General features: G+C 57.1%; 16 protein-coding genes and 1 tRNA gene. 11 read left to right on the top strand and 6 right to left on the bottom strand.

Annotated elements, in window-relative coordinates; translation table 11 throughout:
• Positions 1–5: 5 nt before the first annotated feature.
• Complete coding sequence (locus ACR0AK_RS10625; RefSeq protein ID WP_480793275.1) at positions 6–302, bottom strand: heavy-metal-associated domain-containing protein; 297 nt, start codon at positions 300–302, stop codon at positions 6–8.
• Between the two features lie 11 nt (positions 303–313).
• Positions 314–718, bottom strand: coding sequence for a mercuric transporter MerT family protein (locus ACR0AK_RS10630; RefSeq protein ID WP_480793276.1), 405 nt, complete (start codon positions 716–718; stop codon positions 314–316).
• A 74-nt stretch (positions 719–792) separates the two neighbouring features.
• Here ACR0AK_RS10630 and ACR0AK_RS10635 point away from each other — a divergent pair, with 74 nt between their 5' ends.
• Positions 793–1,221: a MerR family transcriptional regulator gene (locus tag ACR0AK_RS10635; RefSeq protein WP_480793277.1), complete on the top strand. Its 429-nt coding sequence runs from the start codon at positions 793–795 to the stop codon at positions 1,219–1,221.
• A gap of 938 nt (positions 1,222–2,159) precedes the next feature.
• Here ACR0AK_RS10635 and terL read toward each other — a convergent pair.
• Genes terL through ACR0AK_RS10650 form a run of 3 tightly spaced genes read right to left on the bottom strand, consistent with a single transcriptional unit; the run spans position 2,160 to position 5,467 of the window.
• Positions 2,160–3,650 carry a phage terminase large subunit gene (gene terL / locus ACR0AK_RS10640; RefSeq protein WP_170558422.1) on the bottom strand — a complete coding sequence of 497 codons (1,491 nt, stop codon included), beginning with the start codon at positions 3,648–3,650 and terminating at the stop codon, positions 2,160–2,162.
• Positions 3,631–4,080, bottom strand: a complete 450-nt coding sequence (locus tag ACR0AK_RS10645) for a DUF5681 domain-containing protein (protein WP_170558425.1) — start codon at positions 4,078–4,080, stop codon at positions 3,631–3,633. Before ACR0AK_RS10645 ends, terL begins: the two co-directional genes overlap by 20 nt.
• Positions 4,073–5,467 carry a site-specific DNA-methyltransferase gene (locus ACR0AK_RS10650; protein WP_480793278.1) on the bottom strand — a complete coding sequence of 465 codons (1,395 nt, stop codon included), beginning with the start codon at positions 5,465–5,467 and terminating at the stop codon, positions 4,073–4,075. Before ACR0AK_RS10650 ends, ACR0AK_RS10645 begins: the two co-directional genes overlap by 8 nt.
• 473 nt (positions 5,468–5,940) lie before the next feature.
• Here ACR0AK_RS10650 and ACR0AK_RS10655 point away from each other — a divergent pair, with 473 nt between their 5' ends.
• Genes ACR0AK_RS10655 through ACR0AK_RS10665 form a run of 3 tightly spaced genes read left to right on the top strand, consistent with a single transcriptional unit; the run spans position 5,941 to position 8,260 of the window.
• Positions 5,941–6,171, top strand: coding sequence for a DUF3489 domain-containing protein (locus ACR0AK_RS10655; RefSeq protein WP_480793279.1), 231 nt, complete (start codon positions 5,941–5,943; stop codon positions 6,169–6,171).
• Complete coding sequence (locus tag ACR0AK_RS10660; RefSeq protein ID WP_170558430.1) at positions 6,168–6,584, top strand: DUF2924 domain-containing protein; 417 nt, start codon at positions 6,168–6,170, stop codon at positions 6,582–6,584. The genes ACR0AK_RS10655 and ACR0AK_RS10660 overlap by 4 nt, the downstream gene beginning before the upstream one ends.
• A complete protein-coding gene (locus ACR0AK_RS10665) occupies positions 6,581–8,260 on the top strand; it encodes a recombinase family protein (RefSeq protein ID WP_480793280.1) in 1,680 nt (559 codons plus the stop codon). The genes ACR0AK_RS10660 and ACR0AK_RS10665 overlap by 4 nt, the downstream gene beginning before the upstream one ends.
• A gap of 375 nt (positions 8,261–8,635) precedes the next feature.
• Here ACR0AK_RS10665 and ACR0AK_RS10670 read toward each other — a convergent pair.
• Positions 8,636–8,725: transfer RNA gene (locus ACR0AK_RS10670), tRNA-Ser, on the bottom strand.
• A 199-nt stretch (positions 8,726–8,924) separates the two neighbouring features.
• On the opposite strand from ACR0AK_RS10670, the gene ACR0AK_RS10675 reads away from it, so the two are divergent.
• The 7 genes from ACR0AK_RS10675 (at position 8,925) to ACR0AK_RS10705 (ending at position 15,793) form a co-directional block, all read left to right on the top strand.
• Positions 8,925–10,265: an SPOR domain-containing protein gene (locus ACR0AK_RS10675; protein ID WP_480793281.1), complete on the top strand. Its 1,341-nt coding sequence runs from the start codon at positions 8,925–8,927 to the stop codon at positions 10,263–10,265.
• A gap of 16 nt (positions 10,266–10,281) precedes the next feature.
• A complete protein-coding gene (locus tag ACR0AK_RS10680; protein WP_368040247.1) occupies positions 10,282–11,448 on the top strand; it encodes a serine hydrolase in 1,167 nt (388 codons plus the stop codon).
• Complete coding sequence (gene tmk / locus ACR0AK_RS10685; protein ID WP_480793282.1) at positions 11,445–12,071, top strand: dTMP kinase; 627 nt, start codon at positions 11,445–11,447, stop codon at positions 12,069–12,071. The genes ACR0AK_RS10680 and tmk overlap by 4 nt, the downstream gene beginning before the upstream one ends.
• A gap of 7 nt (positions 12,072–12,078) precedes the next feature.
• Positions 12,079–13,200 (top strand): DNA polymerase III subunit delta', encoded by a 1,122-nt coding sequence (locus tag ACR0AK_RS10690; RefSeq protein ID WP_480793283.1) that lies wholly within the window; start codon positions 12,079–12,081, stop codon positions 13,198–13,200.
• Complete coding sequence (locus ACR0AK_RS10695) at positions 13,197–14,003, top strand: TatD family hydrolase (protein ID WP_480793284.1); 807 nt, start codon at positions 13,197–13,199, stop codon at positions 14,001–14,003. The genes ACR0AK_RS10690 and ACR0AK_RS10695 overlap by 4 nt, the downstream gene beginning before the upstream one ends.
• The gene (locus tag ACR0AK_RS10700; RefSeq protein WP_480793285.1) at positions 14,000–14,797 is read left to right on the top strand and encodes an MBL fold metallo-hydrolase; all 798 of its coding nucleotides are present in this window, start codon (positions 14,000–14,002) and stop codon (positions 14,795–14,797) included. The genes ACR0AK_RS10695 and ACR0AK_RS10700 overlap by 4 nt, the downstream gene beginning before the upstream one ends.
• A gap of 63 nt (positions 14,798–14,860) precedes the next feature.
• The gene (locus tag ACR0AK_RS10705; protein WP_480793286.1) at positions 14,861–15,793 is read left to right on the top strand and encodes an AEC family transporter; all 933 of its coding nucleotides are present in this window, start codon (positions 14,861–14,863) and stop codon (positions 15,791–15,793) included.
• Positions 15,794–15,863 lie beyond the last annotated feature (70 nt).

The raw sequence follows: 15,863 nt of genomic DNA on the forward strand, positions 1-15,863 counted from the left end.
AGCGCTCAAGAACCGGACGAAGCGGTGACGAGATCGGCCTTATATCCGGCAGCGGCTGATGCGCGCGCAATATCCTCAGCGCTCGCAACAGTATCGTCAAAGACAACCTCTGCCGTCAGTGCCTCAGAATCCGCCGTCACTTGGGTGACCCCTTCGACGCTGCCCATCGCAGATTCGACAATGAAGGGACAACTCGGGCAGTGCATACCAGGCACTGAGAACGTCACGGTTTGCTCTGCCGCAAAGGCAGGTGCGGTGGCCACCAAACTGATGAGAGCCAGGACGGGGGTGTAGAGTTTCATGGATTTTCCTTTCAAAGACCAAGAAGAATGGGGGCGACGACCGGCGCTATCCAGTTCCAGAACAACGCGATCAAGATCAGACCTGTCGATACCCAGAGTGCTGACTTTACCAGCCGATTAGGAAGTGGTCGCGCGCAGACCTCGCCCTCGGCGCAGGCCTTGGGTTTGCGATAAACCATCCAGAAGCCGTAACCGAGGAAACCAAGTGTAACGACTATGAAGACAGGCTTGTAAGGCTCAAGGGCGGTCAGGTTACCAATCCACGCACCAGAAATGCCCAGGCTGAACAGGATCAATGGAACAACACAGCAGGTTGATGCGGCAAGTGCACCAAGGATACCACCAGCCGCTATCATACGCGTTTTTCGGGTTTCGGGATCGACCTGCTTCTGGTCGACTTCGATTACGTCAGTCATTCACGGACTCGCTTTTCAAGTTTCGAGATGCAAGATACGATCTGTAGCAACTACAGAAACAAGAGGTTTTTTCGATGTCTGAGTTCACGAACGCGAGAGGCTATCCAATCGGGGCAATGTCCAAGCACACAGGCGTAAACATCGAGACTATCCGCTACTACGAGCGAATTGAGATCATGCCAAAGCCGGACAGAACGGCGGGCGGCAATCGGCAATACAACCACGATCAGCTCAAGCGCCTATCCTTCATCAAGCGTTCTCGAGAGATTGGATTTAGCATTGAAGAAATCCGCGCATTGCTGGAAATGGTGGATCGGCGTGACTTCACCTGCGGCGAGGTTCACAGCATGACGATAAACCACTTAGCCTCGGTCAAAGAGAAAATCTTGGCCCTGCGCCGGTTGGAAGATGCGCTGAAAAAGATGGCGTCAGAGTGCAGCCGTGGCGATGTACCAGACTGCCCGATCTTGGACACTTTGTTTCAAGAACCTTCAACTTCTTGAAATTGCCAAAGCAGACTTTGACCAGATGGCGGCTTTGTCCGCAAAATGGACATTCAAGCAAATTGCAACGAACGGCTGCTACGCGGACAAAGTGTGAATTCGCTGCGCCAGACCCAAGGTCTGCAATTGATGTATAGCGTCTTGGAGTAACGGGTATTCTCGGACTCAGAAATGTCCACGTCGCAGCTTTGATTACTCGAAGTTTAACGGGTGGATCGCGGTTGTTCCACATCCGTTTCTGACGATTCAGCAACTCCTACACTTTCAAATCGCGATAGCAGACTCACAGCGATGTAAATCGCGGCACACATTAAAAGAAAACCCAAGAAGTTTGGTTCATAGGCTTCCCTTGCCTCACGATAAATGTTCAGGCCTTCGATGTTTCGAAGAACAGAAAACCCCAAAACCGCAACTCCGATAAATGTGGGCAACACCAGTAGGAAATACCGCCGAACACGCCGCCTACCAGTCAAATAGAGAAGTTTCCCACAGCTTCCGCACATGTGGAAGTCGGTTTTATTGAGCCCGCGATGGGGATTAGTTGAAGCCATCATTCGTGGTGGCTGAGGATGACCGCATTCCGGGCACTTAATACCGATAATCTTTGACCACCATGTCGGAAGCTCACCAATTCGCGGAATGCTTACTTTGGGTGGATTGCCAGTGTTTCTTGCCAATTTTCTACAACGTGCCTTTTCGTATAATCGTCTCAACCTTCGATTTGGAACCGCTTCAACGACAGTTTATTTCTGCTCAGTAGCTCTTTGTACTTCCCACAAAGCGGACCTTCCATCAACTTGCAGCGTCGGTCAAAGTGGGCTCAGAGCAGACCTTCGCTGCAATTAGCACTAACGTCAGCTTTGCGCTTCATCGCTGACGTATGAGTTCGAAGCCATGATACCCAATCCCAAGTCACTGGAAAGCGCTCTCGCGTGGCGTCAGAACCGCATGCGGTCTTCCCTTCTTGGTCGTTCGGGTCGATAGTTGCCTTGGCGGCGACCGGTGTAAGGATCAGTATCGAGGTATGTGCCTTGGCTTCGACGCATGTATTCGGCGAACTGGGTCAGAGCATCCACCTGATCATCTTTGAGAGCATCCGGAAACGCCAGCAGTTCCCTGCGGAACTCATCAAACCAGGGTTTGTCCGTGGGGATGACTAACTTGCCAGATTTAATCCAGGCGGTCTGTGGGATGAAGCGGTCCAGTTTGCCGGTGACAACGTTGACGGGCATGTAAACACCTGCTGCGGTGCGTTTCAATTCATCCAGAAGGTGGATGCCCATCGCCGAGGACTCGATCAGGACTCTGTCCACGCGCCACTGTTTGCGCAATCGAAGAACAGCGTTCCGCACCTGCGTATAGTTCGTTCGAGCACGAAAGACGTCGAGCAAATACCATCTCTCTTCATACGCATGCCATCCAAAGGTCAGCCCCACCGTAAAGTCCGAACGCGGACTATCCTTCGCCGCTGTATCCCAGCTCTGGACCCGCCGGACAAACACGCTTTCGTCCGGCAAGGTTTCCACCAGATGCAAGTCGGACATTGAGAGAAACTCGTTTTCTCCGTCCGTGGGGTTTTGTTGATACTGCGCCTGGAAGGCAAAATTGCCTATGTCGGCCTTGATCCGATCAAGAACCTCCTGCGGTTCCCGCTCTGGGTTCAACAAGTCTCCTGGCTGACGCTTCAAGACCCGGTTGTTGTAGAGCGGGATCTCTTCCGGGATCTCCGCGATCGACGGCAGGCACAGATGGTCAAATGTGTCCTTTTCCAAAAGGTAGGCGGAAAAGTCATCCGGGTGCAATCGCTGCTGGATCGAGACAATACGGTCCGTGCGCTTGTCGTTCAGCCGTGAGAATAGGGTCTGGTCGAAGAAGTCACGCAACTCCTGCCGGTACGTATCGTGGCGCATTTCGGAGGGTTTACCCAGATCGTCGATGATAATGAGGTTTGCACCGAAGCCGGTGATACCACCGCCAAGAGAGACCGATTTGCGCCCGCCTCCTTTAGTGGTTTTCATATGTTCGAACCTGTTGTGTTTGGGATCAACCTTCATTTTTGGAAAGAGGCGCTGATAAAACGGGCTGGTCACCAGCCGTCGAAACTGTTCGGCATGTTCGCGCGCAAGATCTTTGCCGTAACTGACAACAACCACTTTCTTTGTCGGATCGCGTCCAAGCTCAAAGGCTGGCAACAAAACAGATCCACAGATCGATTTCAGATGGCGAGGGGCAATCGAGATCATCAACCGTTGGCACTCACCGGAGGCCACGCGCTGAAGGGCATAACACATGGCCTCCAGGTAAGGGGCCCGGGCAAGTTTCTCGCCCGGACACAAGATACCAAAACTGCCCGCAAGGAATGCGTAGAGGTTTTCACGCATAGCAGCCTCTGCCAGCCTTTTGCGATCATCAGAATTCAGGGCATTCATCGTCGATGCCTCCCCGGATGCTTGCAAAAAGCTGATCCGGATCGCTGCCAAACATATCTGCCAGCACTTCCAGGGCGGCCAGGTCTGAACAGGGGTCGATCTCGGTTGCACCTTCGCCACCCGCCAACTCTGCGGCGCGCGCCTCCTGAACCGCGGGCAACAGTTTCAGAACCCGGTCAATCGAACGCATCTCGCCTTTAACTGCCCCATTCACCAGCTGGTGCAGGATTGCCTCCAGCATCGTGACCTCGCGGCGTGATCCATTCTCGGTGATCGGGATTTTCCGAAAGAACACCTCCTCAAGCATCGACCCAACATTCTTCGAGGCTTTCGGTCGCCCTTTCGGATTGCCGGATCGGCCTTTTTTGAATTGGGTCGCTTTGGGCGGTTTGCCGTAGCCCACCTCAAACTCTTTCGTATCGTCAGACATGATCCGCCTCCAGCTCTGATGTGGCATTGGTTGCCGCAGAATGCGAATCGAACGTCTGGCCGGTCACCGCGTGCACGGCGTTCTCACCAGTCATCTCCTGCCAGCGGCGGATGGCGACATCGACATAGGCCGGGTCGAGCTCAATGAGCCGCGCCCGGCGCCCGGTTTTCTCAGCTGCCAGCAAGGTCGCGCCAGATCCACCAAAAGTATCCAGCACAACTTCGCCGCGATGGCTCACATCCATGATGGCATCTGCCACCAGTGCAGTTGGCTTTACTGTGGGATGATCGGCAAGATCCGCTTCGCGCCCTGCCCCAAAGCTGTTCACTCCGGCATAATCCCATACATTGGTGCGGTTGCGCCCGTGTTTGCCCAATTCGACATTGTTGATATGCGCAGCACCGGGCTTCTTAAAGATTGCGACCAGCTCGTGCTTGGAGCGGTAAAGGCTACCCATGCCTCCGTTTGTCTTGTTCCAGATGCAGAGGTTGATGAGGTCCAATCCACCTGCCTTGCCCGCCGCAATCAACTCTTCAATGTGACGCCAGTCCATGCAGATCATCGCAATGCACCCGTCTGGCAGATGGCCAAACAACTGGGTGATCATGCCTGAAAGAAAGCCGCGGAACTCACTGTCCGACATTTCACCCGACGCCATGGCAAACTCGCGGTGATCGGAACTGCCACCACAGCGGACATGCCCATTGACCGGCACGTTGTAAGGCGGATCGGTAAAGACCATCTGCGGGCTCTCACCATCCAGCAAGGTGTTGTAGCTCCGGGCGTGCAAGGCATCCCCGCAGAAGATGCGATGATCTCCGAGAACCCAGAGGTCGCCCGGCTCCGTGATGACAGGTGCCGCAGGGTCCGGGGTGTCTACAGTTTCAGCTTCGGTCTCCGCAGCCTCGCTCGCAGCGTCGATGATGATGTCGATCTCCGGCGTTTCGAACCCGGTGATATCCAGATCAAAATCGAGCTCGCCATCAAGGCTGAGGTCCATCAGCTCGGCAAACTCGATCTGCAGAGCAGCTTCGTTCCAGTCCGACAGTTCCGCCAGCTTGTTATCCGCGATCCGCAGGGCGCGCACTTCTGCGTCTGACAAGTGATCCGCGACAACAATCGGCACGGACATCAACCCCAGAGCCTTGGCGGCTTCATAGCGGCCATGACCCGCGATAATTGTGCCCGAACCATCCAACAGGATCGGAGTGACAAATCCAAACTGGGCCACCGACGCCTTCAGCTTTTCAATGTTCTTGGCCGCGTGCACGCGGTTGTTGTTGGCGTAGGGCTTGATCTGGCTGATCTGAGATTGGATGACTTTGTCCGCCATCCAGATCGGCGTGTTGGACGCCTTGGCGTCGCTCTGTGTTTTTTTGGCAGACATAGCCGCCTCCTTTCATTTGACGCTCTTTAGCGTCGACAAGAAAGGATCGTGTTGGGAATTCGGAGAGAGCACGACTAGCAACTCTCCGGACCAATCGATCCGGTTCGTTGCCCCTTCGAATGCTCTCGGTCTTATCCGCTCAAAAAATGCGGCGCCGAATGCTGCCTGGGAGATGTATTCACCTCCCCGTGGGACCTTGTCCCTTGCAGGGCTGACTAGAATTTATGCGCGGGGATTTGCAATTGCAACCCCAAATCAAAAAGTAACCAAGTCGTAACCAATTAGGATTGTTGACGAATAATCGGGGGTACGGCAGCAACGCCCTGCAAAACACACCCCTCCAGAGCTCGCCCCAGAAAGAGCTGGACTGTTGCTATAAACCACGCATCACTGGACCCACGCCCGAGCCATTCGGGCGCTCCTCAGTACCGGGGTTCGGCATCTCGCTGACCCAAGATCAGAGGAGGAAATACATGTCCAAATCCAAACAAACCAAAATTGACAAGGTGCAAGCTTTGTTGCGCCGCCCGAGTGGCGCCAGCCTTGAGGCGCTCTGCAAAGCAACGGGATGGCAGCCTAATTCGGCCCGAGCAGCTCTAAGCGGTCTGCGGAAAAAAGGCGTCACAATTGAACGGCGCGAATCCGACAAACCACATGGTTTTTCCACATATCACCTGACGGCGGTAACAGGAGAAGAGTCATGACTAAGACGAGCGATGTTGCCGATCTCGCCGCCATGGGTCGATCGGATCTGGTCACGCTTTGGCAGCAACTTTTTGATCAACCCGCCCCCACCATGCTCAGCCAACCCTTCCTGCGCCGTTTTATCGCCTTTGAGATGCAGTCCCGCTGTCATGGCGGGCTAACCCGGCAGGTCAAAGCCGCGCTGGAAAAGGGCTCTGAGAAGAAACCCCGGCCTACATGCCCTGCTCTTAAACCCGGCGGGCGCCTGCTGCGCGAATGGAATGGCATGACCCATGTGGTCGATGTGACAAGGGATGGTTTTACCTGGAACGGTCGGTCCTATCGCTCGCTCTCGGCCATCGCTCGGGAGATTACCGGCGCGCATTGGTCGGGGCCGCGTTTCTTCGGGCTCACCGGCAAGGGGGCCAAATGAGCCCGCGCCGCAAAATCAGATGCGCCATCTACACGCGCAAGTCGTCCGAGGATGGCCTGGACCAGGACTTCAATTCACTAGACGCGCAATATGAGGCCTGCGCGGCCTATATCGCCAGCCAGCGACACGAAGGTTGGACCCTTTTGCCAGACCGCTACGATGATGGCGGGCTGTCCGGCGGCACACTCGAACGCCCCGCCCTTCAGCGCCTTATTGAAGAGATCGATGCCGGGCGTATTGACATGGTGGTGGTCTACAAGATCGACCGGCTGACCCGTTCGCTCGCCGACTTCTCCAAGCTGGTCGAACGGCTGGAACAGGCGAACTGTTCCTTTGTGTCCGTCACACAAGCATTCAATACCTCATCTTCCATGGGTCGGTTGACCCTCAATGTGCTATTGTCCTTTGCTCAGTTTGAACGGGAAGTCACCGCCGAACGTATTCGCGACAAAATCGCGGCGTCCAAGAAAAAGGGGTTTTGGATGGGTGGCAACCTGCCTCTGGGCTATGATCGCCACCCCGACCCAAAAGCAAGAACACTGGTGGTGAATGAGGAGGAGGCCGGAACGGTCCGGCATCTCTTTCGGCTTTATGGCGGGCTGGGATGCCTGCGCAAAGTAGAAGAACGGGCAACGGCAGACAACCTGCGGTCGAAGCGGGTTGTTTGGGCGGATGGAAGCATAAAAGGGTATTGTCCACTGTCACGGGGTCAAATCTATTACCTGCTGCGCAACCCGGTTTATCTCGGAAAAATTCGCCACAAGGATAAGATCTGGGACGGGCACCACCCGGCGATCATCGACCAAGGCGATTGGGACCGGGTGCAAGAGAAGATGCGGCAGGCCTCCAATCGTTCTCGGGCACGCGGCGGCTCCGATACGCGCCAACATTCCAATGACCCCGGCGCCTGGCTCACCGGTCTGCTGCAGGACGAAACTGGTGATCGGTTGACGCCAACCCACACCACGCGCACAGGCCGACGGTTGCGCTACTATATCTCCAATCGACTAATCTCGGGCGGCAAGGATATCTCCGGCTGGCGACTGCCCGGCCCTGCGCTGGAAAACGCTGTCATTGATGTCATCGTCAGACATCTGCAAGACGCCGCCGCCGCGCATCAGGTACTGGCGCAGCCGGAGGCCGGATCAGCCGAGGCAGTCCAGACCTCAGTTGCAGATTTAGTAACCCGGCTTCAACGCCAAGGCAGTCAGGTCGGCGCTGCTCTTCTGGCCAACGGCAAAATTGCACGAGGACACATTGATCTCGAATTAAACCCCAAAACTCTGGCAAGCGTACTTGGCATTGCTGCGGACCGTCTGAACCCGGATCTCACCCACGTCACCGCATCTTTCGATCTGCGCCGCCGCGGCGTCGAGGCCAAGGTCATCGCCGGAGACATGGCACCCCAACCCGATCCACACCTCCGGTCCATGCTGATCCGCGCCCATGGCTGGGCCCGAGATCTGAAAGCCGGAGTTCAACTGATTGAAATTGTGCGGCGAGAAAGCGTCCCTGGCGCCTTCATCCGCACCCGCGCTCAGCTCGCCTTTCTCTCACCGAAGATTCAGGCCGCGATTCTCGACGGCACCCAGCCGCCCGAACTCACACTCAAGCGTCTGGTCAGCAAGACCCACCCACTTGATTGGACCGAACAGGAGCGACAGCTCGGTTTCTGACACCTCCAGATCCGGCGTCCCTGATACAGGGTTCGCCCTCCCTGATCCGTCAGCACAATTCCCTGTTCCCACGAGAAAATTCCCTGCTCCACCTTGTAGGGAATTTGCAACATAAACCTCTGTAAAACATGCAGTTCTGACAGGTGAAATGACAGAACTCAGACCCGTTTCGCGAAAATTCCCTGTAAATTGCCGGGTATCAGGGAAATCTGGCCCAAAGCGACCCCGCCAAAATGCGACACTGAGACTGGCGCCTGAATTGTCCTCTGATTGTACAGTCTGCTCCGTCTCTGATTGAAACCGCATGCGCCAACTCGCGGGAATTGCGACACAATTCTGGATCAGAAAGTACAACTGAAGTGAGACAGGTATGAGTGGCGGGGAGACAGGGATTCGAACCCTGGGAACGCTCTCACGTTCAACGGTTTTCAAGACCGCCGCATTCGACCACTCTGCCACCTCCCCGCGTGAGGCTGGGTCTAAGGCCATCGCGAACCGGTGGCAAGTCCAAATAGGGAATTCTTGCCGAAGCGCTTGCTGCGGTCTTTCCATGACACTTTGCCCGCGTTATGATCCGCACGAAAGACCGGAGCAGGCTGGCAATACAGAACCAGCACACGGCGGGTCTCGGGAGACGAGGCCCAATCAGGCAAGGGATGACAAAATGAAGCGAGCGACTGAGAAACGCGCACAACCGCGAGCGTTAGCGGCATTGGCCGTTATGTCCGTGGTTTTGGTTGGTTGCGACGAGGCGCTTTCCCCGGACAATGTCTCGGCTGATGCCCAAAGTTCCGAAGCTCAGGCAGATGGTCGGACCGACCTTTTCCCCATACCTGCCGGTAGCCCCAAAGATGATGTCGAAGCACCCGAGGTGTTTCAGTTGTCCGAGCCCGGGCTATGGGACGGCCGCCCGTCACTGGGCGGTATATGGGTTGCCCACCCGGATGTGACGCAGCCCGAACGCGTGCGCGTAAAAAACACCGGGAACAACAAAACTGTCACCGCAGCGCTGTTCCGTCGCGAGAGAAACCTGCCGGGACCTGAGCTTCAACTTTCCTCGGCCGCTGCAGAAAAGCTAGGCATACTGGCGGGCGCACCCACAAAGGTTGATGTTGTAGCTCTGCGCCGCAAAGCACCAGAGCCTGTTGAAGAAAAGCCAGCGACCGATGAGACCCCTGCCGAAGAGACGCAAACAGCAACTGCGGATGAGCCCAATACTGACGCCGCCGAAATTGAGGTTACAGAGACCGAACAGCCTGAAAAACTGAAGTGGTGGCAGCGCAAAAAACCAGCCGCCGCAGCTGGGGGTGCGACCGCGGCCGCAGCAGCCACCGTTGCCGCGACCGACACTGCAACCGACACCACCGCAGAAGCAGCAACCGAAGCTGTCGAAGCCGCCGCAGAGACCGAAAAGCCGACAAAGCCCAAGTGGTGGCAACGCAAGAAACCTGCCGCTGCAACCGGTGCCGCGACAGCGGCTGCTGATGCCGCGACCGACGCTGCAGCGGAAACGACAGCAGAGGCGGCTGAAACCGTCGGTGAAGCTGAACCTTCGGCTTCCCTTGTGGACCCCGAGGTTACGCCCCCGACTGAGCAACCTGAAAAGCGTAAGTGGTGGCAAAAGAAAAAGCCCGATGAAATCACCGAAACGCCGCTCGACCCAATCGCAGGCGCTGCTGCGGCGATCGACGCAGCCGAACCCACACCGGTCTCGACGGCCGCTGCCACAACTGCAAGTGCTTCGGCCGCTACAGGAGCTTCGGTTTCATCGCTGTCCAAGCCCTATATTCAGATTGGCACATTCGGAGTCGAAACCAACGCCAACAGTGCGGCCAACAAAATCCGCCGCAACGGGATGCCTGCCGAAGTGCGAGAGCTGACGTCGAATGGCAAAAAAGTCTGGAGGGTCCTCATCGGACCCGCGACGACCCGTTCGGAACGCAATGCAATGCAACGTGATGCCAAAGACCTTGGCTTTGGCGACGCGTTCACTGTCAAAAACTGAAACAAAGGAGGCCCCCGTGCTGTCCTCACTGCGATCATCTGTTTTGACCCTCGGGCTGGCGCTGTTTGCCCTGCCCGCCAATGCTTTCGACACAACCGCACGCGCGGCCTATGTGATTGATCAAACGACCGGAACGGTTCTGCTGTCCAAAGAAGCAGATCAGCCACTACCGCCTGCATCGATGTCCAAACTGATGACGCTCTATGTCGCATTTGAGGCGTTGCGCGATGGTCGCCTGACCTTAGGTGAAACTCTGCCCGTGTCGGAACACGCCATGAGTTATGGCGGCTCGACCATGTTCCTGAACACACAGGATCGTGTCAGCGTCGAGGATCTGCTGCGCGGAATCATCGTGTTGTCTGGTAACGACGCATGCGTGGTGATTGCCGAGGCGCTGAGCCCCGACGGGACGGAGGCCGGTTTTGCCCGCTACATGACACAGCGCGCCAAGCAGATGGGCATGGACAACTCGAACTTCGCCAACTCGAACGGATGGCCGGCGGCGGGCCACATGATGTCAGTCCATGATCTTGCCGTCCTGGCCGATCGGCTAATCAGCGACTTTCCCGAGTACTACCCCTTGTTTGCGGAAGAAGAGTTTGAATTCGATGGCCGCGCGCCATCCAACAAACGCAACCGCAACCCTCTGTTGAAACTGGGGATCGGGGCCGACGGCCTGAAAACCGGACACACGCAAGAGGCAGGCTATGGCCTTGTCGGTTCGGCCAAGCAGGGCGACCGTCGTGTGGTCTTTGTCCTGACTGGCCTCGACAGCACCGCCCGCCGCGCAGAGGAGGCTGAGGCCGTGGTTAACTGGTCGTTTCGCAATTTTGTCGAGAGGACAGTTGCCGACGCCGAAACGCCGATAGCCGAAGCCCGTATCTGGATGGGTGCGGAAAAAACCGTCGGGCTGGTGCCCGAAGAGGATCTGAACCTGCTGTTCCCTGTTCTCAATGACAAGAATGTTGAGGCTGAAGTAGTTTATGAGGGCCCAATCAATGCGCCCGTAGAAAAGGGGCAAAAGCTGGCTGAGCTGGTGATTACGCCAGAAGGCTTGCCGGAAATCCGTCGCCCACTGTTTGCGGCCAACGATGTGCCTGTGGGCGGGTTTGTCGTGCGCATGAAAACCGTAGGCGGTATTGTTCTGGAAGACGTGATCGGCAATCCGCTGGAGGCAATGTGACGAAGGCCGGGTTGTTTCTGACTTTCGAAGGCATTGACGGGTCTGGGAAATCATCACAAGCGCGTATGCTTGCGGATCATTTGCGCAACCTCGGTCACGATGTGGTTCTGACCCGCGAACCCGGCGGGTCCGCTGGCGCTGAAGAAATCCGAAGCCTCGTTCTGGAAGGCGATCCGGATCGCTGGTCAGCGGAAACGGAAATCCTGCTGTTCACCGCTGCGCGCCGTGATCATCTGGAACGAACGATCAGGCCCGCGCTGGCCGAAGGCAAAGTGGTAATCTGTGACCGTTTCGCCGACAGTACCCGCATGTATCAGGGCCTCTCGCGCGGCGACCTTCGAGGATTGGTCGATCAGTTGCACAAGTTGATGATCGGACGCGAACCTGACCTTACCATTTTGATCGACATGGACCCCGAAACTGGCCTGTCCCGCGCCAAGGGTCGTCAGGGAACAGAAGAACGGTTCGAAGATTTTGGTCTGGATCTGCAACAGCAGATGCGCGCGGGTTTTTTGACCCTCGCAGACGAGTTTTCCGATCGCTTCCGCGTCATTGACGGTAACCGGGACATGGACAGGGTTGCACAGGATGTGACAGATATCGTTCTGAAAGCATTGCGATAGACGATAGATGAGCGACGACACCCCTACCCCGGATCAGGCCCCCGGTGCACCGCACCCACGCGAAACGCAGCGCCTGTTTGGGCAGGGCGCAGCGCAAGAGGCGTTTCTGAGCGCCTACAATTCTGAACGCCTGCACCATGGCTGGTTGATCACAGGTCCGCGCGGCGTGGGCAAAGCAACACTGGCCTGGCGGATCGCGCGTTTTCTGTTGGCGACGCCCCCTGCGGATGATGGCGGACTGTTTGGTGCCCCACCTCCGCCTGATAGCCTTGAGATTGATCCGGAACATCCGGTTGCGCACCGTATTCTGGCCGGTGCTGAACCCGGCTTGGCGGCGATCACCCGGTCGCTTAACGATCAGGAGCGATTGCGCAACGAAATCGTTGTGGACGATGTCCGAAAGCTGGGAAAGTTCTTTGGGCTGTCCTCGACCGATGGCGGCCGCAGGGTCGTGATCGTGGATTCCGCCGACGAGATGAACGTAAGCGCAGCCAACGCGCTGTTGAAGATGCTGGAGGAACCTCCGGCCCGGACCACGCTTTTGTTGATCTCTCACCAACCGTCACGCCTTTTGTCGACGATCCGATCCCGGTGCCGGACACTGCGTTTGTCCCCCCTGGGGCCTGAGGACATGCAGAATGCATTGGTGCAAACCGGTGCGCAACTGCCCGAAAATACAGAACATCTGGCCGCCCTGGCCGCCGGTTCTGTGGGTGACGCAGTGCGCCTGATCAACCTGGGCGGGCTGGACATTTACGCCGAACTGATCGCCATTCTGGGCACTCTGCCCCGCATGGACCGCCAGCGCGCGCTGGCCTTGGCCGAGGCTGCCGCCCAACGGGGTGCCGCCGAACGGTTCGAGCTGTTGCTGACTCTGATCGATATCGCCCTGTCACGGCTTGCGCTGACCGGTGCGACCGGTGCAGCCCCGATGCCTGAGGCTGCGCCGAACGAGGCTGAAACTCTCACCCGCCTGTCGGCAACACCATATCAAGCCCGCAAATGGGCAGAGGTTGCCGCGGTGATTACCGCACGCGCGCGTCATGGGCAGGCTGTGAACCTTGACCCTGCCGCTCTGGTCCTAGATACGGTATTCAAGATACAGGAAACCGCCGGTCAGAGCAGATGAGCGATACCCCCGAAATTACCGACAGCCATTGCCATCTGGACTTCCCCGATTTTGAAGGTCAGCTGGATCAGATCATCACCAACGCCGCCGAAGCTGGCGTCTCCCGAATGGTAACCATCTGTACACGCTTGCGGAATGAACCAACCGTCCGCGCCATTGCCGAAGCCCATGCCCCGGTGTTCTACGCTGCAGGAACGCACCCGATGAGCGCGGCTGACGAGCCAATGGCAACGATCGACGAACTCGTTACCTTATCTCAGCATCCCAAATTTGTTGGTATTGGTGAAACAGGACTGGACTATCACTATACTGCCGACAGCGCAGAGGTTCAGAAGCAGTCGTTGCGAGTACATATCGAGGCAGCCCAGCGCACAGGTCTGCCGCTGATTATTCACGCGCGTGCGGCCGATGACGACATGGCCCGCATTCTGGCTGAAGAACATAGAAATGCGCCCTATTCCTGCGTGATGCACTGCTTTTCCTCATCTGCCGAACTTGCCCAAGCCGCCCTTGAACTGGGGTTCTATCTATCAATGTCCGGCATCGCAGCATTCCCCAAAAGCCAAGAACTGCGCGATATTTTCGCCAGCGCCCCGGTCGACCGCATCCTTGTGGAAACTGACGCGCCATATCTGGCCCCACCGCCCTATCGCGGCAAAAGGAACGAGCCGGCTTACACCGCCCACACAGCACGCAAGGGCGCCGAAGTGTTCGGTATGGACTACGCTGATTTCGCCGCGCAGACGCAGACTAATTTCGACCGGTTGTTCACTAAAGCCGCGATCTACAAGGCGGCTGCATGACCGAAATACGTTGCACCATTCTGGGCTGCGGGTCTTCTGGCGGCGTCCCCCGGCTGGGCGGGCATTGGGGAGATTGCGACCCCCAGAACCCCAAGAACATCCGCCGCCGCTGTTCGATGCTGGTAGAGCGTGACGGGCCGAATGGAACGACCTCAGTGCTGATCGACACCACCCCTGATATGCGCAGCCAGCTGCTCGACAGCGGGACTGGGCGTCTGGACGGGGTCATCTACACCCATTCGCACGCGGACCATGTCCACGGCATCGACGACTTGCGCATGATCGTTTTCAATATGCGCGAACGGGTGCCTGTCTGGGCTGATGGAGATACGCAGAACGCCTTGTTGGGGCGGTTCGGTTACGCCTTCATTCAACCCGAGGGATCGCCCTATCCACCGATCCTTGATCTAAAAACCATTGACGGCCCGTTCGAGGTTGACGGCCCTGGTGGGCCGATCCTGTTTCATCCATTCAAGGTTAACCACGGCTCGATCGACTCGCTGGGTTTCCGAATTGGCAAACTGGCGTATCTGCCGGACGTCGCGGAAATCTACGATGACGCCTGGCCGATGATGGAGGGACTGGATTGTCTGGTGATCGACGCCTTGCGCCGAAAACCACACCCAACTCATGCCCACCTTGAAAAGACACTGGGCTGGATCGAACGACTGAGCCCGAGGCGCGCAGTCCTGACCAACATGCATATCGATCTGGACTATGCCACGGTCGAGGCGGAAACCGCCGATTACATCACGCCTGCCTATGACGGAATGGTGATCCATCAGGCACTTTAAGACCTCATGCAGCCGACTTAGGCCTCTGCAGTCTCAAGCCGGCCCAGCCTGCAAAGCGGTGCCATGCTCCAAAGTCTGATCGACGTCATTCTACCGGTTTTCCTTGTGATCGGAGCAGGCTATGCCTCGACCCGGTTGGGATACTTCAAGGAAATCCACATCGACGGGTTGATGAAGTTCACCCAAGGCTTTGCGATCCCGTGCCTGCTGTTTCTTGCGATCTCACATCTGGATCTGAGCGCCAGTTTTGATCCTCGACTAATGGCCAGCTTCTATACTGCAGCTGGCTTGTGTTTCACCGCTGGCCTGTTTGGTGCACGGCTCATCTTTCGCCGCGATTGGGAAGACTGCGTCGCTATCGGTTTCTGCTGCCTGTTCTCGAATTCGGTTTTGTTGGGTCTGCCGATTACCGAGCGCGCCTATGGCCCGGAAAACCTGACTGGAAACTATGCGATAATCGCCTTCCATTCGCCCTTTTGTTATGGCGTTGGCATAACGGTGATGGAGGTCATGCGGAACCGTGGCCACGGCGGCACCCGGATGTTGAAGTCCATCCTTTCAGCCATGTTCCGCAACGCGCTGATCCTGGGCATTGCGCTTGGTTTTGCCGTGAACCTGTCGGGCATTGACGTGCCTGCCGTCGTGGACGAAGCCCTGAGCCTTGTGACCCGCGCCGCCCTGCCCGGCGCACTGTTCGCGCTTGGCGGCGTGCTTGTGAAGTACAAACCCGAAGGCGACCTGCGCGCCATTGCCTTTGTCTGTGCAATTTCCCTGATGCTGCATCCCAGCCTTGTCTGGTTGTTTGGCTCAACGTTCGGGTTGCCGCAGGACCTGTTCCGCTCAGGCGTGCTGACTGCTGCGATGGCGCCCGGATTTAATGCGTATATCTTTGCGAATATGTACGGGCGGGCGAAACGGGTTGCGGCCTCTTCGGTCTTGGTCGGAACCGCCGTCTCGATCCTGTCGGTCTGGTTTTGGCTGACACTATTGGGGTAGCGGCGCGCGCGCCGGATTGACTTTCCCGCAATCGGCGACATCTATCGGAAAAACCACAGGAAGAACCAAC

Source organism: Ruegeria sp. BI12, assembly GCF_056537985.1.

Bases quoted from the DNA above. Each gene is read 5' to 3' on its own strand.
- ACR0AK_RS10660 (WP_170558430.1), top strand. From the start codon at position 6,168: ATGACTAAGACGAGCGATGTTGCCGATCTCGCCGCCATGGGTCGATCG.
- ACR0AK_RS10625 (WP_480793275.1), bottom strand. From the start codon at position 302: ATGAAACTCTACACCCCCGTCCTGGCTCTCATCAGTTTGGTGGCCACC.
- ACR0AK_RS10675 (WP_480793281.1), top strand. From the start codon at position 8,925: ATGAAGCGAGCGACTGAGAAACGCGCACAACCGCGAGCGTTAGCGGCA.
- terL (WP_170558422.1), bottom strand. From the start codon at position 3,650: ATGAATGCCCTGAATTCTGATGATCGCAAAAGGCTGGCAGAGGCTGCT.
- ACR0AK_RS10655 (WP_480793279.1), top strand. From the start codon at position 5,941: ATGTCCAAATCCAAACAAACCAAAATTGACAAGGTGCAAGCTTTGTTG.
- ACR0AK_RS10650 (WP_480793278.1), bottom strand. From the start codon at position 5,467: ATGTCTGCCAAAAAAACACAGAGCGACGCCAAGGCGTCCAACACGCCG.
- ACR0AK_RS10645 (WP_170558425.1), bottom strand. From the start codon at position 4,080: ATGTCTGACGATACGAAAGAGTTTGAGGTGGGCTACGGCAAACCGCCC.
- ACR0AK_RS10690 (WP_480793283.1), top strand. From the start codon at position 12,079: ATGAGCGACGACACCCCTACCCCGGATCAGGCCCCCGGTGCACCGCAC.
- ACR0AK_RS10700 (WP_480793285.1), top strand. From the start codon at position 14,000: ATGACCGAAATACGTTGCACCATTCTGGGCTGCGGGTCTTCTGGCGGC.
- ACR0AK_RS10705 (WP_480793286.1), top strand. From the start codon at position 14,861: ATGCTCCAAAGTCTGATCGACGTCATTCTACCGGTTTTCCTTGTGATC.
- ACR0AK_RS10630 (WP_480793276.1), bottom strand. From the start codon at position 718: ATGACTGACGTAATCGAAGTCGACCAGAAGCAGGTCGATCCCGAAACC.
- ACR0AK_RS10695 (WP_480793284.1), top strand. From the start codon at position 13,197: ATGAGCGATACCCCCGAAATTACCGACAGCCATTGCCATCTGGACTTC.
- ACR0AK_RS10665 (WP_480793280.1), top strand. From the start codon at position 6,581: ATGAGCCCGCGCCGCAAAATCAGATGCGCCATCTACACGCGCAAGTCG.
- ACR0AK_RS10635 (WP_480793277.1), top strand. From the start codon at position 793: ATGTCTGAGTTCACGAACGCGAGAGGCTATCCAATCGGGGCAATGTCC.